General features: G+C 61.5%; 19 protein-coding genes and 1 pseudogene. 10 read left to right on the top strand and 10 right to left on the bottom strand.

Translation table 11 applies throughout. From position 1 onward, the window contains the following. Positions 1-113 precede the first annotated feature (113 nt). The 4 genes from PQR42_RS05435 to PQR42_RS05420 all read right to left on the bottom strand — a co-directional run bounded on the left by PQR42_RS05435 (position 114) and on the right by PQR42_RS05420 (position 3,923). Positions 114-968, bottom strand: a complete 855-nt coding sequence (locus tag PQR42_RS05435) for a helix-turn-helix transcriptional regulator (RefSeq protein WP_408216713.1) — start codon at positions 966-968, stop codon at positions 114-116. 131 nt (positions 969-1,099) lie between these two features. Continuing rightward, a complete protein-coding gene (locus PQR42_RS05430; RefSeq protein ID WP_408216716.1) occupies positions 1,100-1,768 on the bottom strand; it encodes an OmpA family protein in 669 nt (222 codons plus the stop codon). Positions 1,769-1,841: 73 nt separating this feature from the next. Beyond that, entirely contained in the window at positions 1,842-2,606 is a 765-nt protein-coding gene (locus tag PQR42_RS05425; RefSeq protein ID WP_408216719.1) for a flagellar motor protein, read from the bottom strand. Between the two features lie 72 nt (positions 2,607-2,678). Further along, positions 2,679-3,923 (bottom strand): Crp/Fnr family transcriptional regulator, encoded by a 1,245-nt coding sequence (locus PQR42_RS05420; protein WP_408382902.1) that lies wholly within the window; start codon positions 3,921-3,923, stop codon positions 2,679-2,681. A 468-nt stretch (positions 3,924-4,391) separates the two neighbouring features. Between PQR42_RS05420 and PQR42_RS05415 the strand changes: the two genes are divergently transcribed. The 7 genes from PQR42_RS05415 (at position 4,392) to PQR42_RS05385 (ending at position 10,532) form a co-directional block, all read left to right on the top strand. Next, complete coding sequence (locus tag PQR42_RS05415) at positions 4,392-4,541, top strand: hypothetical protein (RefSeq protein ID WP_408216726.1); 150 nt, start codon at positions 4,392-4,394, stop codon at positions 4,539-4,541. A 63-nt stretch (positions 4,542-4,604) separates the two neighbouring features. Next, positions 4,605-4,955: a DUF4148 domain-containing protein gene (locus PQR42_RS05410; protein WP_408382900.1), complete on the top strand. Its 351-nt coding sequence runs from the start codon at positions 4,605-4,607 to the stop codon at positions 4,953-4,955. Between the two features lie 116 nt (positions 4,956-5,071). Beyond that, complete coding sequence (locus PQR42_RS05405; protein ID WP_408382898.1) at positions 5,072-5,866, top strand: alpha/beta hydrolase; 795 nt, start codon at positions 5,072-5,074, stop codon at positions 5,864-5,866. Between the two features lie 562 nt (positions 5,867-6,428). Beyond that, on the top strand, positions 6,429-8,774 hold the full coding sequence (locus PQR42_RS05400) for a TonB-dependent receptor (RefSeq protein WP_408382896.1): 2,346 nt from the start codon (positions 6,429-6,431) through the stop codon (positions 8,772-8,774). 27 nt (positions 8,775-8,801) lie between these two features. Continuing rightward, positions 8,802-9,449 carry a MotA/TolQ/ExbB proton channel family protein gene (locus PQR42_RS05395; protein WP_408382894.1) on the top strand — a complete coding sequence of 216 codons (648 nt, stop codon included), beginning with the start codon at positions 8,802-8,804 and terminating at the stop codon, positions 9,447-9,449. Further along, positions 9,446-9,844 (top strand): ExbD/TolR family protein, encoded by a 399-nt coding sequence (locus tag PQR42_RS05390; RefSeq protein ID WP_408216739.1) that lies wholly within the window; start codon positions 9,446-9,448, stop codon positions 9,842-9,844. Before PQR42_RS05395 ends, PQR42_RS05390 begins: the two co-directional genes overlap by 4 nt. 4 nt (positions 9,845-9,848) lie before the next feature. Further along, the gene (locus PQR42_RS05385) at positions 9,849-10,532 is read left to right on the top strand and encodes an energy transducer TonB (RefSeq protein WP_408382892.1); all 684 of its coding nucleotides are present in this window, start codon (positions 9,849-9,851) and stop codon (positions 10,530-10,532) included. Between the two features lie 47 nt (positions 10,533-10,579). On the opposite strand, the gene PQR42_RS05380 is transcribed toward PQR42_RS05385, so the two are convergent. Continuing rightward, the gene (locus tag PQR42_RS05380; protein WP_408382890.1) at positions 10,580-11,080 is read right to left on the bottom strand and encodes a lysozyme inhibitor LprI family protein; all 501 of its coding nucleotides are present in this window, start codon (positions 11,078-11,080) and stop codon (positions 10,580-10,582) included. A gap of 708 nt (positions 11,081-11,788) precedes the next feature. Between PQR42_RS05380 and PQR42_RS05375 the strand changes: the two are divergent. Further along, positions 11,789-13,504, top strand: a pseudogene (locus tag PQR42_RS05375) (tannase/feruloyl esterase family alpha/beta hydrolase); the annotation flags it as partial. 140 nt (positions 13,505-13,644) lie between these two features. Here the strand turns inward: PQR42_RS05375 and PQR42_RS05370 are convergent. The 5 genes from PQR42_RS05370 to PQR42_RS05350 form a co-directional block, all read right to left on the bottom strand. Beyond that, complete coding sequence (locus PQR42_RS05370) at positions 13,645-14,496, bottom strand: carbohydrate ABC transporter permease (protein ID WP_408217938.1); 852 nt, start codon at positions 14,494-14,496, stop codon at positions 13,645-13,647. 10 nt (positions 14,497-14,506) lie between these two features. After that, entirely contained in the window at positions 14,507-15,484 is a 978-nt protein-coding gene (locus PQR42_RS05365) for a carbohydrate ABC transporter permease (RefSeq protein WP_408217941.1), read from the bottom strand. A gap of 54 nt (positions 15,485-15,538) precedes the next feature. Then, positions 15,539-16,792, bottom strand: coding sequence for an ABC transporter substrate-binding protein (locus PQR42_RS05360; RefSeq protein WP_408217944.1), 1,254 nt, complete (start codon positions 16,790-16,792; stop codon positions 15,539-15,541). 87 nt (positions 16,793-16,879) lie between these two features. Then, on the bottom strand, positions 16,880-18,865 hold the full coding sequence (locus PQR42_RS05355) for a beta-galactosidase (RefSeq protein WP_408493583.1): 1,986 nt from the start codon (positions 18,863-18,865) through the stop codon (positions 16,880-16,882). 11 nt (positions 18,866-18,876) lie between these two features. Next, positions 18,877-20,031, bottom strand: a complete 1,155-nt coding sequence (locus tag PQR42_RS05350) for an ABC transporter ATP-binding protein (RefSeq protein WP_408382886.1) — start codon at positions 20,029-20,031, stop codon at positions 18,877-18,879. A 194-nt stretch (positions 20,032-20,225) separates the two neighbouring features. Between PQR42_RS05350 and PQR42_RS05345 the strand changes: the two genes are divergently transcribed. Together PQR42_RS05345 and PQR42_RS05340 are read left to right on the top strand one after the other, a co-directional pair. Then, complete coding sequence (locus tag PQR42_RS05345; protein ID WP_408382884.1) at positions 20,226-21,257, top strand: LacI family DNA-binding transcriptional regulator; 1,032 nt, start codon at positions 20,226-20,228, stop codon at positions 21,255-21,257. A 538-nt stretch (positions 21,258-21,795) separates the two neighbouring features. Next, complete coding sequence (locus PQR42_RS05340) at positions 21,796-22,800, top strand: sugar ABC transporter substrate-binding protein (protein ID WP_106301095.1); 1,005 nt, start codon at positions 21,796-21,798, stop codon at positions 22,798-22,800. Positions 22,801-22,860: the final 60 nt, after the last annotated feature.

Below are 22,860 nucleotides of genomic sequence, written 5' to 3'. Positions count from 1 at the left end.
GCGCTCCGGGCGCTCCGTGTGGCGTGGGTGCCCGGTGATCCGCCGCGCCCATGCCCGTTTAAATTCACGCCCGCGAAGACGTCTTGACGCGGCATTGAACGGAACCGCGTCCGTCACGCTGCTTGAGTGGTTCGCGCGATGAGCGCTTGCACGGCGCGCAGGTCGGCCGCCGAGGCCGGCGAAAACACGACCATGCTTAGGCCGTCGCCGCCATCCACGGCGAAGGCCGAATACTCGAGCGTGATCGGCCCGGCTTGCGAGTGGCGCAGGCGCTTTATTCCAATCCAATGACTGCGCACGTCGTTCTCCGCCCAGAGGCGGCGAAAGTCCGCGCTGCTCGCCTGCAATTCGGCGGCAAGCGTCGCGGCTTCCGCAGACCCGCCGATGCGCGCGATATCGATGCGAAAGACGGCGAGTGCGGCACGCGCGCTTTCCTCCCAATCCGGCTGGCTTTCTCGCACTGCCGGATCGCCGAACAGACGCCTTAGCACGTTGCGCTCGCGCGCCGGCACGGCCGCGTAGTCCCCGAGCACCGCGACCGCTGCCGCGTTCCAGGCCACGACGTCCCACGTCGGCGTCTTCACGATGGCGGGACTGCTGGGCATGCCGTCCAGTACGCGCTGCAAGGCCGGCGTCACTTGCGGCGGCGCAAACGGGCTGAGCGGCGGCGGTCGCTGCTGGGCCAGCAGGAACAGCATCTCGCGGCCGGCGGCGTCGAGTTCCAGTGCGCGGACGAGCCGCTCCAGCACCTCGTTCGACGGCAGGCCGCCACGTCCCTGCTCCAGCCACGTGTACCACGCGACGCTGACGTTCGCCCGTGCCGCCACTTCCTCACGCCGCAATCCCGGCGTACGACGCCGGCTCGGCGCGTCCGGCCCCGGTTGCAAACGCGAACGGCGATCGCGCAGGAAGCTGCCCAATGAAGTGCATGCAGCGCCGAGCGGATCAGGCAGAGTGTTGACGGGCATAGGGGATCTCGACAATTCGCGGGTGCGTCGGAATGCGTGGATTCGCGGCGGGGCCGCTGTCGATACTCTAGCGCGAATGGGTACCTGGATGCTGCGGGGCGCGCGTTAGCCTATTCTCCGCCCGCGGTAACTCAGTACTCGACGAGAATGGTCACGCGACGATTCGCGGCGCGCGCGGCCACGTCATCGCCGATGATCAAGGGGAAGTTGTCGGCCCGCCCGATCGCGGCCATTCTGTGCGCTTCGATGCCTTTGTCCGCGAAGAAGCGAACCACCGCGCCGGCCCGTGCAGAAGACAGCTCCCAATTGGATTCGTATTTCGCCGTCGAGATAGGCGCGTTGTCCGTGTGCCCTTCTACAAGAATATTGTTCTTCGACCGGTCACGCAGCACGCCGGCAATCTGATTCAACACGCCGAATGATTCCGGCAATAAACGCGCGTCGCCCGAATTGAACAGAATTTTTGCGTTGATGGCGATTTCCACGCCTTGAGCCGCGTTCGAAATCGTAATCTGGCGATTGTCCTGAAGCGGCTCCAACAGAGAAAGAAGCCGCTTCTTCGAGGCATCCGGCGTTGCGGACGTCGCCTCGGTCACCACGTGGCGCTCCAGCGCCTTGATTTCGAGCTCCCTCGTTTTTGACAATTGGAGCACATAGAGCGCGAGGAACAACACCATCAGCGTGGTGATGAGATCAGCGTAGGAGATCAGCCAGCGCCCGGACTTCTCTTCGCCTTCGTCGGCGGTGTCATAGCCGGTCTTGTCCGCCGTGAGGCGCTTGTTACCCGAGGAGGTGTTCATACCCAAAAAGCCTGCATCCGAAATTACGTGTGATGGGTCCCGGCCCGCTCGTTATCTGCACGACCGGAACCGGCTAGCCCAGCAACTCGGCCGATCTTTCCCGCACGTCGCCCGCGAGCCGCGTCTCGATGGTGTGAGGCGACTCCTTGCGCGAGATCGCGAGCAAGCCGTCGAGATATAAACGCCGGAAGCGCAATTCACTATCGACCTGCGCCCTGATCTTTCCGTACAACGGCAGAAAGACCAGATTGGCAAGAGCAAGGCCATATAGCGTCGCGACGAAAGCCACCGCGATGCCTTGCCCGAGTTGCGCGGGCTCGAGCATATGGCCGGTCACCTGAATCAGACCAAGCACGGCGCCCAGAATGCCGAACGTCGGCGCGTAACCGCCTGCCTGTTGCCAGATCCGTGCGGCCGCCATGTGATTGCGCTCATACGCATCCAGCTCCCGTTGCAAGGCGTCTTCGAGCACCGCTGTCGATACGCCGTTTGCCAGCAACTCCAAACCTCGTTTGGCAAACGGATTGATGCCGCCCGCCTCGATCGACTCGAACACCAGCATGCCGTTCAGCTTGGCCTGATCGCCCCATTCGAGCAGGACGGACAGGCTCTCGCGATCGACCTGCCGCGCCCTCACAAAAGCCAGGCGCAGTTGCTTGATGCCGTCGTAGAACCTCGCCCAGGTGTTCTGAATCATCACCGCACCGAGCGTGCCGCCCAGAACGATGACGAACGCCTCCAACTGAAACAGCGAAGTAAAGTGCCCGCCCTCGAGCGAAAAACCCGCGACGATCGCCGTCACGCCGAACACCGCGCCAAATAGCGTCAAAAGATCCATACGTCCTCTCGAATAGCCGCCCGCGCCCTCGAACCTCGAAGGCGACAGTGCCTGCCGTTTGCGTGTTGCGCGTCAGGCATCCAGATTGGACAGCGGCGCGACCGTGGCCGCTGGAGCTTTGATCGCTCGCACGGTCTCGAGAAAGCGTTCTTCAATCTCGGCAATTTCGAGCGGATCGATCTTGATCTCACGACGCATGACCCACGAGACTTCTTTCTTTCTTGCCTCCGTCATCACCGAGAGCAGGCGCTCGGCGATCGGCTGGCCCGTCACGGCGGAAAGCAGTTTCGCGAGGTCGTATGTGTCGAATGCGCTCACCGCTTCGAACAAGGTTCGTTGGTCGACAAACTCCAGATCGTCGAGCGACTTCAGCTCGCTCAGACCACGAGTATTGCGGCGCGAAAAATAGCTGATGCCCTTTTCTTCGACGTAGTTCAGCACCTTGGTCTTGCGAAAAGCGAAGATGTCTTCCGCGATTTCAGCGTGGGACAGCTTGTTGAGAATCACCTTCTTCTCGACGCCGATCAAGGCTTCCAGATCGTCCAGTTCGATCAGTTCCAACTCGCTGCTGATGGAGAGATCGAGATCGTGGTCCGCCACCTGTTGGGCGCGCTCGGTGATTCGCACCGGATCGAACGTGACCAGTTGCCGGCTCGTCGCGCCGTCCTGCGCGGAATAGCGCGCCGATGTGCTGCTCGCGCGCTCGGACCGGCCCGGTTCGAGCGAGACGAGATTGAGTTTCTCCATCCGTTTGAGCATGGCCATCACATGCGGACGCGAATGGCCGGCAATCGCATGGCACTTCCTGATCACTTCGGGCAGAGGTACCGAGAATTCCTCGCCTTGCGCGCGGCGCATGCGGCCGTCCGGTCTGTCGGCGTTCTCGCCGCCCGCCATCAACGAAAGGACATGCGCGTACGACACGACGCCCGGCAGAAAGTCAGCGTGCGTGTTGGTGGCGAGGATATCGTCCTTCTTTTTCACCCGCCGGATCAGCGTGCGTACGATATGGCGAAGCAACGGCGAGACGCGCTCGAGTTCTTCCTCCACCACGTTCGCCGCGATGACGGTCAATTGGCAGAAGCTCAGCGCTTTCGCGGTGTGCGCCCGTGGTTCAGGCGGCAACAAAGCCGCCTCGCCGAAAAACTCGCCTTTGCCTAGCGTGGCGAGAATCACTTTCTTCTCGTCGCACTGGGTGGAGATTTCGACTTTGCCATCCGCAATGACGTAGACGACGGCGTCGCCCGCGAAGCCTTCGGAATAGATGACTTCGCCCGGAGCCGCTGTACGCGACCATGGCGATCGTTGGTGATTCAAGATGATTCCCCCGAAGAGCTATTTCCTCGTCCAGCGCTCGCCGTGCTGAAGGCTCGCGCATGTCCGATGGTCCACACAATCTGACTGGATAACGACATGCCAAACGCAAAGCTTTAATAAACGTAATCATCAGACTTAACAGCGCAAACGTTTGGGAGCCTTGCTGGATAAGGCTTTACGCGATACGGCTTTTTTCGTTCCATGACAGAAGCGCTCGCCGCCGACGCGCCAGACGTTCATGAAAATGTAAGGCTCAAATTTTTCACCACAGTCGCGAAAAAAATTTGGAATAAGCGGAAACCCGAGGTGTTTGCCCCTACATGACAGCGACGAACGCTGCACGGTAGTGACGAAATAGGCATGTACGCGCTGCTCTCATTGCAAGCGGGTCATGTTAGTGGACGAGCAAAGACGTAGCTTCACTTGATTCGCAAGGCATCTTCAATCTTTTACTAGTTAGGTATCCAAATGAAAAGCAAATTTTCCATCATTCTCTCGCTGATCGTTCTCGCTTCGGCAGGTTTCGCTACCCAAGTCTCGGCGAAGGAACATATGCACACGAACACGCAGCAGTGTGTCGGCCCCGCTGGTTTCTGCACCCCGTACTTCGGCAGCTAAATCAGCACACTTTCCAGGCAATCGTCGCCTCTCAACTCATCGCATTTCTAAGGAATTTTTATCATGAAAAAAGCTCTTGTTTGTTTCGCTCTCGCCGTCGGCACGTTGGCCGCTCCTGTTCTGAGCTTCGCACAATCGAATGCCCCTGTGACACGCGCCGAAGTGCGGGCCGATCTGGTGCGCCTCGAACAGGCCGGCTACAACCCTTCGCTCGGAGATGACGCTAATTACCCGGCCGCCATTCAGGCAGCCGAAGCAAAGGTCGCCGCGCAAGACGCCTCGCAAACGACTCAGTCGTCGTACGGCGGCGTGGCACAGAACGGTAGTTCTTCGACCGGCATGCGCAAGCACGCGTCGACGGATTCCAGCTGCGTCGGCCCCGTCAGCTTCTGCAACGTCTTCTTCGGCAGCTAAATGACACGTATCGGGAATCCTGTTTCTCCCTTTAGATCAACAGGATTCCTACTTTTCACAAGCCATTCGAAATATTTCTTCAAGAAGAATCTCTTACTTATAAACCGGAGTTTGTCATGAAAGTTTTGCCTCTCGTCGCCACGGCCTTGTCGTTGTCTGCCGCCCTTTTTGCCTCGACTGCCGCGATGGCGCAAGACGCCAAACCGCAGAACGCGCCGGTCCACAACATCGTTCTCGTGCACGGCGCCTGGGTGGACGGCTCGGGCTGGAAACCGGTCTATGACAGACTGACCAAAGACGGTTATCACGTCACCATCGTGCAGGAACCGCTGACCTCGCTCGACGATGACGTCGCCGCGACCAAACGCGTGCTCGATCAGCAGAACGGCCCGACGATTCTCGTGGCTCACAGCTACGGCGGCTCGGTCATCACCGAAGCCGGCGTGAACCCGAACGTGGTGGGCCTGGTGTACGTGGCCGCGCACGCACCGGCCGTCGGCGAAGATGAAAGCGACCTCGGCAAAGGCATGCCGAGCTACACGTCAAAGCAGCCGGGCGCGATCATGAAGACCGGCGACGGATACACTTATCTGAATCCCGCGGACTTCCCCAAGGATTTCGCTGCTGATTTGCCGCTCAAGCAAGCGCAGTTCGAATCGCACGCGCAAATCCTGACGGCCGCGAAAGTCTTCTCGGCGCCGATGACGGTCGCCGCGTGGACGACCAAGCCGAGCTGGGGCATCGTAGCGGCCGACGACAAGATCATCAGCCCAGATCTCGAACGCTGGTATTACGCACGCGCACATAGCCATACGACGGTGATCCCGGGCGCGAGCCACTCGGTCTACGAATCGCGGCCGAAGGAAGTGACAGCGGTCATCGAGGACGCGGCGAAGCACGCGCAGTCTTGAACTCGCGTATGGACAATCCAGAGCGATTCGCAGAACCTCATTTCACCAGACAATCGCTCTCTGTCCGCCACGCTGCTCTCAGCGTGGCGATGCTCGTGCCTCTTCAATAAGCCATTCCCTGAACTTTAGCGCCGACGGCTGCAACTTCGTGGCAGATGGATGAACCACGCCGTCAACGACGGCAACAGTTGCCTGGTCGGCTCGACAAGACCGCTCGACACGCGATCAAAACCACCTCGTCGCCGCGTCAGTCGGCGCGCGACATGCACAGCCAATAAGACGCGCCGAACGACGACAGCGGCTGCCCGGAACCGGGCAGCCGCGCGCCTGTGAATTGTGCTCGCCATCTCATTCCATGCCTCAAAACCAACGCGCCATCAACTTGTCATTGTTTTCCGCGAATGTAATGATATAACATTCCGACTGCGTGCCAAATGACCACCGCAGCCCAAAGGAGATCCACGCCGCCAGACGGCGCCGCACGCGTTCACCCAAGGAAAACCGTCGACCAAGACAGAAAAAACGCATCCACCCAGTCGCCAACACACTCAAATACATAACGATGAAAAACCGCACGCGCGTCTCCTCGGCAGCCTTGCTGCTGTTCGCAATGGCCGCCCACGCCCACGCCACAACCGACGAAAGCTCCGTAACCGGCGCTGTCACAGATGCCGCCGGCCAACCTGTCAACAACGCCACCGTGATCGTGCAGAACGCGAGCGGCGCCGCTGTCAGCGAGGCGAAAACGAACGCCGAAGGCCGCTTCGCCATCGCGCACGTGACACCGGGCACCTACGCGGTCGTCGTCACCGCGCCGGGCTTTGCGAGCGGCAACAGCATCACGACCACTAGCGCCGGAACGGAAAGCACCGTCAGCGTCAGTCTCGCGAAGAGCGGCACACTCGACGTTCAGGTGAACGCGAAGCGACTGGACCGCGCACGCAATGGGTTGTTGCCGGAGACCGGCAGCAGCGTGTACCGCTTCAGCCAGGCCGATATCGATGCGCTACCCGCGGGCCAGGACACGCCACTGAATCAGGTGCTGCTCCAGGCGCCCGGCGTCGCAGCCGATTCATACGGCCAACTGCACGTGCGCGGAGACCACGCGAATCTGCAGTACCGCATCAACGGCATCGTCATTCCCGAACCGATCAGCGGTTTTGGGCAAGCGCTCGACACGCGCATCATCGACCAGGTCAATCTGCTCACCGGAGCGTTGCCGGCACAGTACGGCTACCGCACGGCCGGTGTCGTGGACATCCGCACGAAGACGGGCGATGCGGGCGACGGCGGCACGATCGATGTGTTCGGCGGCAGCCACCAGACCCTCAAGACCAGCGCGGACGTGTTCGGCACGCAAGGCCCGTTCAGCTATTACTTCAGCGGCTCGCTCGGCGTCGACAACCTCGGCATCGAGAATCCCACTGCAAGCGCGAACGCCATTCACGACCACACCCGTCAGGGCGATGCGTTCGGTTATATGTCGTACATCATCAATCCGCTCACGCGGGTGAGCCTGATGTTCGGCACCACGAGCAACCAGTTCGAAATCCCGAACACGCCCGGTCTGCCGACCAATTTCACGCTCAACGGCAACAACACGTTCGATTCGAGTCAGTTGAACGAAACGCAATCGGAGTTGAACAATTTTGCCGTGGTGGCGCTTCAGGGCACCAATGGCGGCGCACTCGACTACCAGGTCGCGCTATTTACCCGCTACACGAGAACGCAATTCAATCCCGACCCGGTTGGCGACCTGCTCTTCAACGGCGTTGCATCCCAGGACTTTCACAGCAACTCGGCCAATGGCGCGCAAGTGGACACCACGTGGCGGCTCAATGCCAGGCATACGATTCGCGCCGGCCTGTTCTTCCAGCAGGAGCACGCTGTATTCGACGACAGCGTCAACGTCTTCGCAACGGACGCCGACGGCAATCAGCTATCGGACCAGCCCTTCAATATCCACGACTCGAGCAGCAAAACCGGCTACCTGTACAGCGCTTATGTCCAGGACGAATGGAAGATCACCGACAAGCTCACGCTCAACTACGGGCTGCGTTACGACAAGATGGACGAGTACGTCAGCGCGAGCCAACTGAGTCCACGTATCGGGCTCGTCTATGCGCTGACATCGACTACCACCTTTCACGCCGGCTACGCGCGCTACTTCACGCCGCCCGCGTTCGAACTGGTATCGGGCTCGACCATCAGCCGCTTCAATGGCACGACCAATCAGAGTCCGTCGAGCCAGAACGATCAGGTACAACCCGAACGCAGCCACTATTTCGATCTCGGCGTCACGCAGCGCCTAGGTTCGAACGTGACAGTCGGCGTGGATGCTTACTATAAGAAATCCACCAATCTGCTCGACGAAGGGCAGTTCGGCTCCGCCCTCATCTTCACGCCGTTCAACTATCAATACGGACGCGTGTACGGACTCGAGTTCACCGCGAACTACAAGCAGGACAACGTGTCCGCCTATCTGAACCTCGCCTACAGCCGCGCGCAGGGCAAACAGATCGACTCGGCCCAGTTCAATTTCGAAGCGGACGAACTCGCCTACATCAGCGACCATTGGGTGTATCTGGATCACGACCAGCGCGTGACCGCGTCATTCGGCGGCACGTACGACCTCGGCAGAACGACGTTCACCTTCGACGGCCTCGTGGGCAGCGGCTTGAGAAGCGGCTTTGCCAACACCGATCGCCTGCCCGTCTATGCGCAGATCAATCTCGGCGTGATCCAGCATTTCAACCAGCCTCTCGTCGGCAAGTTCGATGCGCGGTTGCTGGTCGTCAATGCATTCAATCGGGTCTATGAGTTGCGCGACGGCTCGGGCATCGGTGTGGGCGCGCCGCAATACGGCCCGCATTTCGCCGTCTATGCCGGTATCACCAAGCATTTTTAAATCTGTCACACGGCAACGAGGTCGGTCATGCAGGATTGGATGAATATTCTGGCGGCGGTACGTGTGGGCGGATGGGTTATTTATCCGCTCACGGTACTCGCTGTTCTGGCGGTTGCGATCGTTCTCGATCGCGCCTATGTGTTTTTGCGTTTTGGCCGTTTGCCGCCAGGCATTCACGCCGCGCATGAAATTCACTCGCCTAGATCAACCGTTCATCTGGACAACGGATTGAATAACGCCGCGCGTCAGAACGCATTCAGGCGGATGAACGCACCGTGGCTTCCCGATCCGTCCGTTCCACTGTGGCTGCGCGAAGCCAATGCGCAGTCGGTCGCTTCGCAAATCGAGCGCGATATGAGCAAGGGTTTCTGGGTGCTGGAGACGATCGTCACGGCCGCGCCGCTGCTGGGCCTGCTCGGCACCATTGTTGGCATGATGCATTCGTTTCAGTTGTTCGGCGGCACGGGGCTGGTCGATCCAGCCGGTGTTACCGGCGGCGTCGCTCAGTCGCTGGTGGCGACTGCGATCGGTCTCGTCGTCGCGCTGTTCGCACTCTTCGCATTCAACTATTTTTCCCGGCGGCTTGAACGTCTGATGGATGAACTCGAATCGTTCGCGAACACGCGGCTCGGTGAATTCCGCCTTGCCACCGCCGCTTCGGGAGCGCAGTCGTGAAGTTCAAACGCTCGCGCGCGGCCAGGCGCGGCCGCATCGAAATCATTCCGATGATCGACGTGATGTTCTTTTTGCTGGCGACGTTCATGCTCGCATCGCTCGCCATGCAGCGGCTCGATGCCGTCAAGCTGACGTTGCCCGCCGGCCGCGCGCAGCAGATGGCCGCGCAAGAACCGCTGACCATCTCGGTCGATAGCCGCAATGAGATCTTCGTGAACCATCTGCCGGTACGTCCCGATCAGATCGAGTCGACGGTAAAGCGCCTTTTGCAGCCCGACGCCAATGTCGTCATTGCCGCCGACGACGCAGCTGGCCACGGCGCAGTCGTGCAGGCCATGCTCGCCGCACGCCGCGCCGGCGCGGCGCGGTTTCTGATCGCCGTGCATCGTGAATAGCGCGATGCGTCTGACCACCACCGTCGATGATTCGCCAAAGCTTCGGATCGGTCTGGCGATCTTCATCGCGCTCGCAGTCTGGCTCGTGTTTCTGTTCGCGCTCGGACATTGGCTCGACGCAACGACATCCGAGCCGGCACCAGACACACCGTTGGAGATGCGCGTGGTGGAACTCGATCCACCGCCGTCAATGCATACCGAGCCAACGCCTGCGGTCAAGCTACCGCGACCGGCCGAGCCACACGCGCATGCCGTGCCGAGACACACTGAAGCACCCGCTCCGCGGATGCCGACGCCGGATAGGCACCCAGCCGAGATCACTGCTCCCAATGAGCCCAGCGCGCCCGCCGAGTCTCCCGCGCATTCCACCAACTCGTCGGAGGAAAGGCAAAGCGCATCACAACCCGCCATCTCCCCCGGCGATGCAGCCGCACGCTCCATCGAGCAACCGTTGCCGGAGTTGCCCGACGATCTACGCGAGCAGGCCTATCAAACCGTCGCGACCGCGCGCTTCGTGATTCATGCCGATGGCTCGGTCGATGTCGAACTGCTCAAGCCGACGCCCAATCCTCGCATCAACCAACTTCTTCTCGAAGCCCTTCGCAAATGGCGCTTCTTTCCGGCATTGCAGGGCGGCCGTCCGGTCGAGAGCCGGCAGGACGTCCGTGTGCATTTCAATGTGAACTAGCGCGCCGAGGCGTGTCGTGCCCGCCGACGCGCCATCATCACCGGCAACTACTGCGCACTGGCAGTCGTCGCATTCGCCAAGGACTCGCCCTTCATCTTCCGAACCGCATCGGCCGCCGAAGGCGCGAGGTTCTGCCCGGCCAGCGACGCGTCGAACGCTTCGCGGCGCGCCTGCTTCGCCTGCTCGTAGTCCGCGTCCAGTTCAGCGATACGGCGGTCGTACCAGCTCTTCACGCAAGCCTGATCGGTACAGTTGTGCTGGCGCCAGAGCCATTGATGCGTGCGCGCCGCTTCAAGCGCCGCCATGTCGAGCGTGGTGTTTTTCGCGCGTTGCCAGGCGGCTGCGAGACGGTCGTCGAGGGCCGACAGCGCCAGATCTTTACAGACGATCTTTTCCGAAGCGGACGACTTGCTCGTGCACTTGAAGCTTGCCGCGGACGCGTCCGCGGCAAGCGTGGCGCCTGCTACCAGTAAGCCGATCGACAGCAATGCGGACGGCGTCGCGAGACGTTGAAGGGTGCGGGAGAAAACGGTGTTCAAGGTGGACATACCGGGCCTCTGTTCAGGGAAGTAACCAGGCTCAGGCGTGGCGAGACGATGTCGCGGCCTGCTGCCATGCAATCAGGGATTGCGATAGCCGTGACAGCAGGATAGCGACCGCGAGATGGCGCGATGGCGGGAGAACACGCCGTGATTCAAAAGTGCTTACACGATATTTCCGCGCAGCGCCGATGACATCGATGCCGGTATCGATCAAAGCAGCGATTGCGAAAGTTATGCAATCCAATCGATTTTTCTTATCGCGCGGACCGACACACGCGGCGGAGCTACTCCATGTGCTGCCTCGTCGAATCGCGCGACACCCCGCCCTACCTCATTGATTTTGATGCGCTTTCTAATTAATGAAGCGCTCCAGATTGCGTCCCTAATTCGCTGCAACGGGCAGAAAGATTCGGATAGCTTATTTTGATCGTCCTTCCGTCAGCCGTGCCACACCTTCTTTCCTATACGACGCCCGCCTATATTGAACCCGCGCACCGAAGTCGATTGCGGTGCGCGGCAAGCGGTCCCCATTCCGACGGCCGCGGACAGTGTCCGCCCCGCATTAATCGACGACAACGACAGGAGACAAAGATGCCTGGTCTTTTCAAAACAGGATGTGCAACCCGAGGCTGGCTGCTAGCAATACGGGCCTGGCTTCTTCAACGGACCGTCAGTGGCAGATCGTTTACCGCGCTATTGAGCGCCGCGCTGATTGCGATGCTCGGCATGCCGATCAACGCAAGCGCTGCCACCACTGGTTTGGCCAACCTCCCCGCCGTCATGCCCGCCATGAACTGCGCCGCCGTGATGAGCATGGACCTCAGCGGCGTCACCGACGGCACGGTCACCATCACATCGGCGACGGTGCTCCCCGCGGGCACCGTCGTGGGACAGAACACATTGCCGGCGGCCGTGTGCGACGTGAAGGGGACGATCGGACCGGGCGCCTCGCTGTTCGAGTTGCAACTGCCTACACAAGGCTGGACACAGCGCTACTTGCAGGCCGGTTGCGGCGGCCTGTGCGGCAACCTGTCCGTCAATGCGCCGATGGCGTCGACCTGTGTGCCTGTCACCAACGGACAGATCGCGATGGCCGCGACCGACATGGGTCATGAAGGTGGCAACGACGGCTCGTGGGCGCTCAATCCTCAAACGAAGATCGATTTCGCGTATCGCGCGGAGCATGCCACCGCACAGGTGTCCAAAGCGATCATCAACAAGTTCTACGCGCGGCCAGCGAAGTATTCGTACTTCGATGGTTGTTCCGATGGCGGCCGTGAAGCGTTGATGGAAGCACAGCGATTCCCGGATGATTTCGACGGCATCGCGGCGGGCGCACCGGCAAACGACCTGATTGTGCAGAACACGTTCCATCACGCGTGGCCCGCGGTGATCAATCTCGATCCCAAGACCGGCAAGTACATTCTGCTCGCGAGCAAGCTGCCGCTGATTCACGCTGCCGTGCTGCAAGCGTGCGACAGCATCGACGGTGTGGCTGACGGCGTGATCGATAATCCGCAGGTATGCCACTTCAATCCGCAGTCCATGCTGTGCGCAAAAGGCCAGGCGACATCCACCTGTCTCTCGCAAGCCGAAGTGAATGTCGTACGCGAGATTCATGACGGTGCCACCGATGCGAACGGCGTCCACCTCGAGCAGCCGGTCTCGCGTGAATGGGGCGGCGAGCTGAACTGGAGTCTGTTCGTGCCGACCACCGACGCCGGTCCGAGCGGGAGCATCAACTTCGTTTTGCCGTTCCTGCAGTACCTCGACTATTTCAACGGTTCGAATCCTTCCGCCACCTTGAGCAACCTCAAGTTCACGATCGAAGGCTTCATGAAGACCGTGCCAGTGTCGAGCTATCTCGCCGCGACCGATCCGGACCTGAGCCCGTTCGCCCGCCGCGGCGGCAAGCTGATCCTGTGGCATGGCCTCGAAGATCAGCACATCACGCCGCGCGGCACCATCGAGTACTACGAGCAGATGAAGTACTACATGGGTAGCGACAAGATCGATCAATTCACAAGGCTCTATCTGTTCCCCGGCGTCGCGCACTGCGGTGGCGGCAACGGCCCGAACACATTCGACATCGTGACGTCGGTGATGGCATGGGCGGAGACCGGCACCAAGCCGGGCAAGATCGTCGCCTCGATCGTGGATGCGAACGGTCAAACGACGCGCACGCGTCCAGTGTTCCCGTATCCGGCAGTGGCTCACTACACGGGCTCGGGCAGCACGGACGACGCAGCCAACTTCGTCGCCTCCACGCCGTCGTCGGATCCGCACGTCGATCTGCACTGGATCGGTGAGTGGCTCTACTCGCCGGGTTATGAAGCCTGGTGTCAGACCCACGGTTCGGATCTGATCTGCAAAGGGGGCAATAACTGGAGCAGTTATCGTAAGGGTCCGACTCGGTGGGATAACAACTGAGATCAGACCGGCTTTACTGAACGGACTGCGTTCCTGCTATTCGCACCTCTCGCGAGGTAACGCGGACAGCAGGAGCGCCACCCGAAACAAAAAAAGCCCGCTTTCGCGGGCAACCCTTCTCGACACGACACACAACCCCTTCAACCCTTCGTCGCCCCAAACGTCAACCCGGCGACAAAATGCTTCTGCATCGCAAAGAACATCGCCACCGACGGCAATGCCGCGAGAATCGATCCCGCCGAAACGAGATTCCACGCCGTGGTCCACTGCCCTTTCAATGCGGCCACGCCCACGGTAATCGGCGCGGCATCGTCGCCTTGGGTCAGACACAGCGCCCAGAAGTAGTCATTCCAGACAAACGTGAACACAAGAATCGCCAATGCCGCGAGCGCCGGCCGGATCAACGGCAGCACGATCTTAAAGAAAACCGTCCACTCATTCGCGCCCTCGATGCGCGCCGCCTCGACCAGTTCGAACGGCAACTGCTTGATAAAGTTACGCAGAAACAGCGCGCAAAATCCGGTCTGAAACGACACATGAAACAGAATCAGCGCGCTGACGGAATTGAACAGGCCGAGTTGCAACGACAAATCCCGCACCGGAATCATCAACACTTGCACCGGCACGAAATTCCCCGCCACGAACGTCGCGAACAAAGTCGAATTGCCACGGAACCGGTAGATCGCCAGAGCGAAGCCGGCCATCGCCGCCAATGCAATCGAGCCGACCACGGCAGGCACCGTGATCAACACACTGTTCCAGAAGTAATGCAACATCGGCGACGTGGTCAACGCCTCGCGATAGTTATCGAACATCGCGAAGTGCCTCGGCCAGCCCCAATAGTTGCCCTCACTCAACTCTTCGGTCGAACGCACGGACGTGACGAGCACCGCGATCATCGGCAGCAGCCAGATCAATAGCGCGACCGGCAACGTCAGTTTATACATGCGGCGAGTGGCTGGCTTCCATTTGTCGATGGGAATCGGAAACATGGTCGGCTCCTTATTGCTCGGCCCGCAGCATCCGCCGCAAGTGGTAAACGATGTACACCAGCATGATGGCGAACAGCACGACCGCCACCGCCGCCGAATAGCCGATGCGGTAGTACTTGATCGCCTGGTCGTACATGTAATACGCGAGCACGGTCGAGCTTTCGAATGGCCCGCCGCTCGTCATCACCGAAATCAGATCGAAACTGCGCAGTGCGCCGATGATGGTCACGACGATCGCCATGAACGTGGTCGGTCGCAGTTGCGGCAGAATCACGTGCCACAGCATCGACCAGCCGCGCGCGCCTTCCATGCGCGCGGCCTCGATCTGCTCGGCGTTCAGCGACGTCAAGCCGGTCAGATAAAGAATCATGCAATAGGCGGTTTGCGGCCACAGCGCCGCGAACACGATCCCGAACGTCGCATAACGTGGGTCGCCGAGCACCGGCACGCCGTGGCCGAGAATCATCGCGAGCAGGCCGAAGGTCGGGTCGTAGAACCACGAGAAGATCAAACCCACCACCACGCCCGACAACACGAACGGCGCGAAGAAAAGCGATTTGACGATACGGATGCCGGCCACCGCCTGATTCAAATACAACGCGACGGCGAGTCCCATCGGCGGCGCAAGCAGGAACAGCAGCAGCCAGATGACGTTGTTCTTGAGCGCCGTGTAGAACGTCTGCGCATGGAACAACTCCACGTAGTTCGCGAGGCCGACGAACGACGGCTCGCTCATGCCGTCCCAGTTGAAAAAGCTTAAGCGGATGGTCGACAGGATCGGCCACACCACGTAGATGGCCACCATCACGCAGGCCGGCGCGAGGAACAGGAACGCGGCGCGCCGCTGCCGGCGCGCGGTGGGCGACGGACGGCGGCGCCGTGCAGCGCCAGGCTTGCCGCCGCGCAAGGCACCGCCCGGCGTGGGCAAGCCCGGACCGCCGGGTTCGGCAGGACCGCCGACAGTGTGACGGGTGACGGAATGCGACACGATCGTTCTCTCCAGATCGGATGCAACGGAAGGCGGCCTCGCGGCCGCCACCGCTCACTTCTTGTAGATCCGCTTGCGCGTCTGCTCGAGTTGCGCGAGCACGTCGTCGAGCTTCGTAGGGTCGGAGATGAACTGCTGCATCCCCTTCATGCCTTCGTCGGCCATTTCCTTGGTCATGTCGCGATCATAGAACTGGGCAATGCCGCCCTTGGTGTTCGCAAGAATCTGGAAGCCGATCTTGGAGATCGGATCTTCCGGTTCCGGCGACTTGCTGTTCGCCGACAACGAGCCGAGCCCGGTTGCCAGCTTCGCGCCGATTTCCGGTGTCTCGACGAACGCGAGGAACGTGTGCGCGTCCGCCTTGTTCTTCGCCTTCGACGGAATATGCAGCGACTCCACCGGACCGTCTTCGGCGGTCGGCACCTTCGCGTCGATGATCGGGAACTGGAAGTAGCCCATTTCCGGCTTCACGTTCGGCGGAAAACCGGCGGTGATGAACGTGCCCATCAGCATCATCGCGGCCTTGCCCTGGAACAGGAACGGCTGCACCGAATCGAGATCGTAGGAAAGCGAGTTGTCGATGAAATAGCCCGCGTCGATCAATTGCTTCCACGTCGTGTAGACCTTCTTCACACGCGGATCGGTGTACGCGATCTCGCCCGCCATCAGCTTCTGATGGAACGCGTTGCCGTTCAAGCGCAGGTCGAGGTAATCGAACCAGCCGGCCAGCGTCCACGCGTCGCGGCCCGCCACGGCGATCGGCGTGATGCCGGCGGCCTTCAGCTTCTTGCAGTCTTCGAGAAACTGATCCCACGTTTTTGGCTCGCCGCTAATGCCGGCCTTCTGGAACAGATCCTTGCGATAGAACATGCCCCACGAGTAGTACACGGTCGGCGCGGCATACTGCTTACCCTTATACGACGATGCTTCCTTGGTCGACGCATACATCTCGTTCCAGCCGTTCTTCGCCCAGTCGCCGCTCAGATCTTCGAACAGGCCGCGCTGCGCGTAATAGGCCATGCGTTCGCCGTCATGCCAGTTGACGATGTCGGGTGCGACGGTGGTCAGCCAGCCGGGCAATTGCACCTTGTACGCTTCTTCATCGACGAACGACACCTTCACGTCGATGCCGGGATGCGCCTTCTTGAAGTCGTCGACGACCGACTGCCAGACCGCGCGTTGGCTCGCGCCCTTGAACGCGATATTGGCCGTGAGCGTACCCGCCTGGGCCGTGCTGACGGCTGACGTCCCCGCAGCCGCGGCGGCCAGCGCGAGTGCCAACAGAATCTTGCGTGGTTTCATTTTCATGTTGCCTGTCTCCTTGATTCCTTGATTTTGCGTCGTTGTCGTTACTGCATGGAATTTCGTTGGACACTGCGTCGGGGCATCAACTCGTCATTGCGTTCGATAGACGGCCACGCTCTGCGGTTCGATTGCGTGCGAGCCGATCACGAAGGCATCGTCGGCTACATCGGCGAGCGTATGCGTCGCGTCGCCGTAGTTGAACACATAGGTCAGCGCGCCGCGGCGGCTCACGCGAACGCTATCGCCGAGCGGCATCGTTGCCACACCCGCTTCTTGCGCGATCCGCGCAAACAAGCGCACCGTCAGTGCATCGTCGAACAAGCTCGCAAGGTAGTGGAATGAGCCACTTCGCACGTATGCGGGATGGCCGTCCGCGAATCGGGCGCGCACGTCGAGCGAATCCGCCGCGTCGCTTTCGATGAAATCGCGCCAGTGACGCGCGAGGCCGTCTGCTTCAGCCGAGTCCTGACTTTCGGACAGTCGCACCGCTTCAGTCACATTCGGCCGCATCGATTCGACGCGCCACACACGCAGCGGCAACACCGAAGCGAGCGCGCCAGGCGGCAGGTTCGCGGGAATCTGCAAATCGGCGGTCTTCGAACCCGTGCGCGGACCAAGCACGACCTGCGCGCCGGACTTTGCCAGACGTGCCGCAAAATCAGCAGGCACGACCGGCAGCGGCGGCACGACGATCAGGCTGTAGCCATCGAGCGGCGCGTCAACCGGCACGATATCCACATCGAGTCCGAGCGCCCGCAATGCCGAGTAATACTCGAAGGCGAAGCGCGGATAATGAAAGTCCGCACCCTGCGGATGAATCTCGAACAGCCACTTCGCCTCGTAGTCGTAGACGAGCGCGACTTTCGAACGAATCGCCGCGTTAGCGTCGGCGTTCGCGGCGAGCACCGTGCGAATCTCGCCGGCAACTTGCGCCGCCTCGTTGCCACCCACGTCGAGCCGGTTATCGGGCGTGTTCAATCCCGCATGCATCTGTTCCTGCGCGAACGGCGCCTGACGCCAGCGGAAGTACGACACGCAGCCCGCGCCGTGCGCGAACGCTTCCCAACTCCACAGCCGCACCATGCCCGGCAACGGCGCCGGATTCCACTGCGCCCAGTTCACCGGACCCGGCTGCTGCTCCATCACCCAGAACGGCAGCTTCGACATGCCACGATAGACGTCGTGATTGAACGACGCGAAGTCGGGATGGCCACTGCGCAGCCAACGCGCCTTCACCTCCGGCGCGAACCATTGCTCTTCGAGCGCGCCGAGCGGATAGCTGTCCCACGTCGCCACGTCGAGATCGGCGGCCACCTTGTAGTGATCGAACTCGGTAAAGAGCTGCATGAAGTTATGCGCGACCGGCCGACCCGGCGAATGCGCGCGGATGATCTCGACCTGCATGCGGTTGTAGCGCGCCACCTCGTCGGACGCGAAGCGCCGGTAATCGAGGCGATGCGAAGGATGCGCTTCCGTCACGGTCGCCACCGGCGCGTCGATTTCGTCGAAGCTGCGGTACTCCATGCTCCAGAACACCGTGCCCCACGCGCGATTCAATGCGTCGATGGTGTGATAGCGCGCTTTGAGCCACTCGCGAAAGCGCCCCACCGCCGCCGGCGAATAGCTGACCACCGTGTGATGGCAGCCGAATTCATTATCGGTTTGCCAGTAGGCGACCGCCGGATGCTTGCCGTAGCGCTCGGCCACCGCCGTGCAAATCCGCTGCGACGCGGCGAAATACGACGGCGACGAGAAGTCGTAATGACGCCGCGAACCAAACGCACGAGGGCGTCCGTCCGCGCCGATCGGCAGTATGTCGGGGTGGCGGTCGATCAACCACTTGGGCGGCGTCGCCGTCGGCGTGCACATCACCACCTGCAGGCCAGCCGCGCCCAGCACATCGATCGAGCGGTCGAGCCAGTCCCAATCGTATTCGCCCGGCGTCGGTTCGATCCGGCTCCAGGCAAATTCGGCGATCCGCACCTGTTCGATGCCGAGGGCTTTCATCCGGCGAGCGTCGTCTTCCCACATCGACTCCGGCCAGTGTTCCGGGTAATAACAGACTCCAAGGCGCATCCGAATGTCCTCTATGCGTAGTGTTCGACGGATTCGAGCGAAGCGGCGGCAAAGCCGTCTTCGGTAAACAAATGGCAGGCGGGACGGGGCACGCGCAAGCTCGCGCGCTCGCCGGGCGCGAGGCGTGTATTGCCCGGCGCTTTGGCGATCAGCGCGGCGCCGCCGGGCTGATCGAGGTGGACGTAGCTGTGTTCGCCGAGCTGTTCGACGAGCGACACCGTGCGCGTCAGCACGGCGTCGTCAGGCGCGACGGAGGACGCGTCGACAAACTCCAGGTGTTCAGGGCGCACGCCGAGCGTGACCGCTTGCGAGGTTTGCAGCCCCGCGCCATTCACCGGCACCCGCACGGTTTCCTCGGTGTGATCGAGCGTGACGGTTACGCCTTGCGCATCGACCGAGGCCACTCTCCCGGGAAGAAAATTCATCCGCGGCGAGCCGATGAAACCCGCGACGAAACGGCTCTTCGGACGGTGGTACAACTCGAGCGGCGCGCCGATCTGCGCGATGCTGCCGTAGCGCTCGGTGTCCTTGCCGGCATGCAGCAGCACGATCTTGTCGGCGAGCGTCATCGCTTCGATCTGATCGTGCGTCACGTAGACCACGCTGGCCTTGGCAAACTGCTTATGCAGCCGTGCGATCTCGATACGAGTCTGGCCACGCAGCGTGGCGTCGAGATTGGACAGCGGCTCGTCGAATAGAAACACGCCGGGCTCGCGCACAATGGCACGGCCAATGGCCACCCGCTGCCGCTGACCGCCCGACAACGCCTTGGGCTTGCGCTCGAGCAACGCTTCCAGTTGCAGAATGCGCGCGGCCTCCCGCACCTTGCGGTCAATCTCAGGCTTAGGGGTTTTAGCGAGCTTCAGGCCGAACGCCATGTTCTCGAACACGCTCATATGCGGAAACAGCGCGTAGCTCTGGAACACCATCGCCACGCCGCGTTGCGCGGCCGGCACGTCGTTCATGAGTTGCCCGCCGATCGACAAGTCGCCGTCGCTGAGGTCTTCGAGGCCGGCGATCATGCGCAGCAAGGTGGACTTGCCGCAGCCGGACGGACCGAGAAACACGCAGAACTCGTTTTCGCCGATCTCGAGATCGACGTCGCGGATCACCAGCGCGCCGTCGCCATACGCCTTCTGCACGCCTCTTAACGAAATGCTCGCCATCGCATCGACTCCGTGATTTAATCGGCTCGAAGTCGGAGATTAAGCGCTTAATCAGCAAGGCCGAAAAAAATCGATCGCTTGGGATCGTTGGGGCCTTGCCTGTCTCCGATATCGTTTTGTCTGTGCGACAAATGGTGCCGCGCCTTGGCTCGCGATGCAAATGTCGGGCAGCCATCCCAAATATTGATAACACCATGCCCACACTCAGCGAAGTCGCGCGTCATGCCGGCGTCACCCCGGCCACGGTGTCCAACGTGCTGCGCAATCGCGGCCGGGTCGGCGCGACCACCCGACAGCGCGTGCTCGAGGCCGTCGAAGTACTCGGCTACCGGCCGCATCTGGCCGCCCGCGCCCTCGCCGAAGGTCGCGCGCCGACGCTCGCGCTGATGGTGTCGAGCATCGCCAATCCGTTCTATCCGGAATTCGCGCTTGCCGTCGAACGCGCGGCGCGCACCAGCGGCCACTTCGTGATCATCTGCAATACGAACGAAGATCCGCTGACCGGCCGCGCCTATCTCGACCAGATCGCCGGCACGCTCTCCGAAGGCGTGCTCGTGACGAATGCGAACCTCGATTTCGCCGACCTTCATACGACCGAGTCGCGCGGCACGCCGGTGGTGCTGTGCATGTGGGAACGGCCTAACGAACCGCCGGGTCTGCCGTGCGTCGCGGTCGATTTCCGGCGCGCGGGCGAACTGGCCGGCGCGCATTTGCTGGAGCTCGGCCATCGGCGAATCGGTGCGATTGTCGGCAGTAAAGCGTCAGGCATTCACGCGGCTCGCTACGAAGGTTTCGTCGATGCGCTGCGCGCCGGGGGCGCGCCGAAGGGCCGCGTGAAACATGCGGCCGATACGATACAGGGCGGCTATGCCGCGGCACGCGCGCTGCTGGAAAGCGATCCGAAGCTCACCGCGATCTTCGCGACCAACGACCTGCCCGCGCTCGGTGCGATGCACGCCGCCGCCGACCTCGGCCTGAGCGTGCCGGCGGACCTGTCCGTGATCGGCATCACCGACATTCAGCTCGCACGCGAGTCGCGCCCCGCGTTGACGACGGTCGCCGTACCGACGGTCGAAGTCGCCGGGCTCGCCGTGTCGCTGCTGCGCGAGCTGATCGAGACATCGTATGGACAGGCGGGTCGCGGCGCGGCCAGCGTGCCGATGCGGATTGCCTCGCCGCCCGAACTGGTCGTGCGCGCATCCACCGGTGCGCCGCGTCCGCGGTAATGTGGCCGTAACCGCATCGCGGACGTCACGTAGGTAATCCTTCATTCGCGCACGCCGCCTTCCCGGCAAACACACGCACCGCACGGGTAAGCCGGTTCGCCACGAACATCACGATAAACACAGTGTCCGCACACTTCAGGGTTCGCTGAATACCCTCGCGACGCAAGCCATTTGCGCTCGATAAAACCTCAATAAGCCTTCAATTACCTTTCAACAGAGCCAGGACTTTCCCCAAGCCCGAATGCTCGATCTCGCACCGCACCACACAGCCGAACCCTTGCCACATAAGGCGTGCAGCCTTCCGACGAGTTTTCACCCGCCATCTTCCATTCCGATCATTTCCTTGACGAGCGTCGACGCGCCTGCTGTACTAAATCAACCAAAGTGATTTAGGCGGCGCGAATCGACCCGAGTCCAGGTCGTTTCGAACCACCTTCATCCTGCATCAGGCCATAAACCAGGTTGTCAGCGCGCAGCGTTCGCGCAGGCAGCCGCCAGCAGTCCACAACGTCGTTGCCAAAAACCGGAGGAGCGTCCCATGAATCTGAATTCCCGCAGGCTTCCTGTCGCCAGGAAAATCGTGTCGATGTGCGTCGCGGCATCGGCGGTATGGTGTGCGAGCGCAAGCCAGGCGGCTGACCAGCCTGTCGTCGGCCTCATCACCAAGACCGACACCAACCCGTTCTTCGTGAAGATGAAACAGGGCGCCGAAGCGGCCGCCTCGAAAGACGGCGCGAAGCTGATCACCGCCGCCGGCAAGTTCGACGGCGATAACGCGAGCCAGGTCACCGCCATCGAAAACATGATGACGGCCGGCGCGAAAGCGATTCTGATCACGCCAAGCGACACCAAGGCGATCGTGCCGAGCATCAAGAAAGCGCGCGCGGCCGGCGTGATGGTGGTCGCGCTCGACACGCCGACCGATCCGCAGGATGCCACCGACGCCCTCTTCGCCACCGACAACTTCAAGGCCGGCGTGCTGATCGGCAAATACGCGAAAGCCGCGCTCAACGGCAAACCCGCGAAGATCGCCACGCTCGATCTCGCGCCCGGCGTCTCGGTCGGCGTGCTGCGCCATAACGGCTTCCTGGAAGGCTTCGGCGTGAAGGAAGGCGATCCCTCGGTGGTCTGCAGCCAGGACACGCGCGGCGATCAGGCCAAGGGCCAGACGGCGATGGAAAACTGCCTGCAGAAGTCGCCTGACATCAACGTGGTCTACACGATCAACGAACCGGCCGCAGCGGGTGCTTACCGCGCGCTCAAGGCGGCGGGCAAGGACAAGAGCGTGATGATCGTCTCGATCGACGGCGGCTGCGAAGGTGTGCGCAACGTCAAGGCCGGCGCCATCGCCGCGACCTCGCAGCAATATCCGCTCAAGATGGCCTCGCTCGGCGTGACGGCCGGCGTCGAGTATGCAAAGACCGGCAAGAAGGTCTCCGGCTATCAGGACACCGGCGTGACGCTGATCACCGACAAAGCGATGTCCGGCATCGACAGCAAGGACACCAAGTTCGGCCTCGACAACTGCTGGGGCAACAAGTAACACGTACTGAGTAGGGCGGCCCGCTTCGCCGGGCCGCCATCGGATTTGCCGCGTGGCCAG

Origin of the sequence: Paraburkholderia sediminicola, assembly GCF_046027355.1 — a bacterium.
Classification (GTDB): domain Bacteria; phylum Pseudomonadota; class Gammaproteobacteria; order Burkholderiales; family Burkholderiaceae; genus Paraburkholderia; species Paraburkholderia sediminicola_B.
This window is presented reverse-complemented; position numbering and strand designations above follow the sequence as displayed.

Bases quoted from the DNA above. Each gene is read 5' to 3' on its own strand.
- PQR42_RS05355 (WP_408493583.1), bottom strand. From the start codon at position 18,865: ATGCGCCTTGGAGTCTGTTATTACCCGGAACACTGGCCGGAGTCGATG.
- PQR42_RS05435 (WP_408216713.1), bottom strand. From the start codon at position 968: ATGCCCGTCAACACTCTGCCTGATCCGCTCGGCGCTGCATGCACTTCA.
- PQR42_RS05360 (WP_408217944.1), bottom strand. From the start codon at position 16,792: ATGAAAATGAAACCACGCAAGATTCTGTTGGCACTCGCGCTGGCCGCC.
- PQR42_RS05345 (WP_408382884.1), top strand. From the start codon at position 20,226: ATGCCCACACTCAGCGAAGTCGCGCGTCATGCCGGCGTCACCCCGGCC.
- PQR42_RS05430 (WP_408216716.1), bottom strand. From the start codon at position 1,768: ATGAACACCTCCTCGGGTAACAAGCGCCTCACGGCGGACAAGACCGGC.
- PQR42_RS05410 (WP_408382900.1), top strand. From the start codon at position 4,605: ATGAAAAAAGCTCTTGTTTGTTTCGCTCTCGCCGTCGGCACGTTGGCC.
- PQR42_RS05395 (WP_408382894.1), top strand. From the start codon at position 8,802: ATGCAGGATTGGATGAATATTCTGGCGGCGGTACGTGTGGGCGGATGG.
- PQR42_RS05380 (WP_408382890.1), bottom strand. From the start codon at position 11,080: ATGTCCACCTTGAACACCGTTTTCTCCCGCACCCTTCAACGTCTCGCG.
- PQR42_RS05400 (WP_408382896.1), top strand. From the start codon at position 6,429: ATGAAAAACCGCACGCGCGTCTCCTCGGCAGCCTTGCTGCTGTTCGCA.
- PQR42_RS05370 (WP_408217938.1), bottom strand. From the start codon at position 14,496: ATGTTTCCGATTCCCATCGACAAATGGAAGCCAGCCACTCGCCGCATG.
- PQR42_RS05350 (WP_408382886.1), bottom strand. From the start codon at position 20,031: ATGGCGAGCATTTCGTTAAGAGGCGTGCAGAAGGCGTATGGCGACGGC.
- PQR42_RS05385 (WP_408382892.1), top strand. From the start codon at position 9,849: ATGCGTCTGACCACCACCGTCGATGATTCGCCAAAGCTTCGGATCGGT.
- PQR42_RS05425 (WP_408216719.1), bottom strand. From the start codon at position 2,606: ATGGATCTTTTGACGCTATTTGGCGCGGTGTTCGGCGTGACGGCGATC.
- PQR42_RS05340 (WP_106301095.1), top strand. From the start codon at position 21,796: ATGAATCTGAATTCCCGCAGGCTTCCTGTCGCCAGGAAAATCGTGTCG.
- PQR42_RS05405 (WP_408382898.1), top strand. From the start codon at position 5,072: ATGAAAGTTTTGCCTCTCGTCGCCACGGCCTTGTCGTTGTCTGCCGCC.
- PQR42_RS05415 (WP_408216726.1), top strand. From the start codon at position 4,392: ATGAAAAGCAAATTTTCCATCATTCTCTCGCTGATCGTTCTCGCTTCG.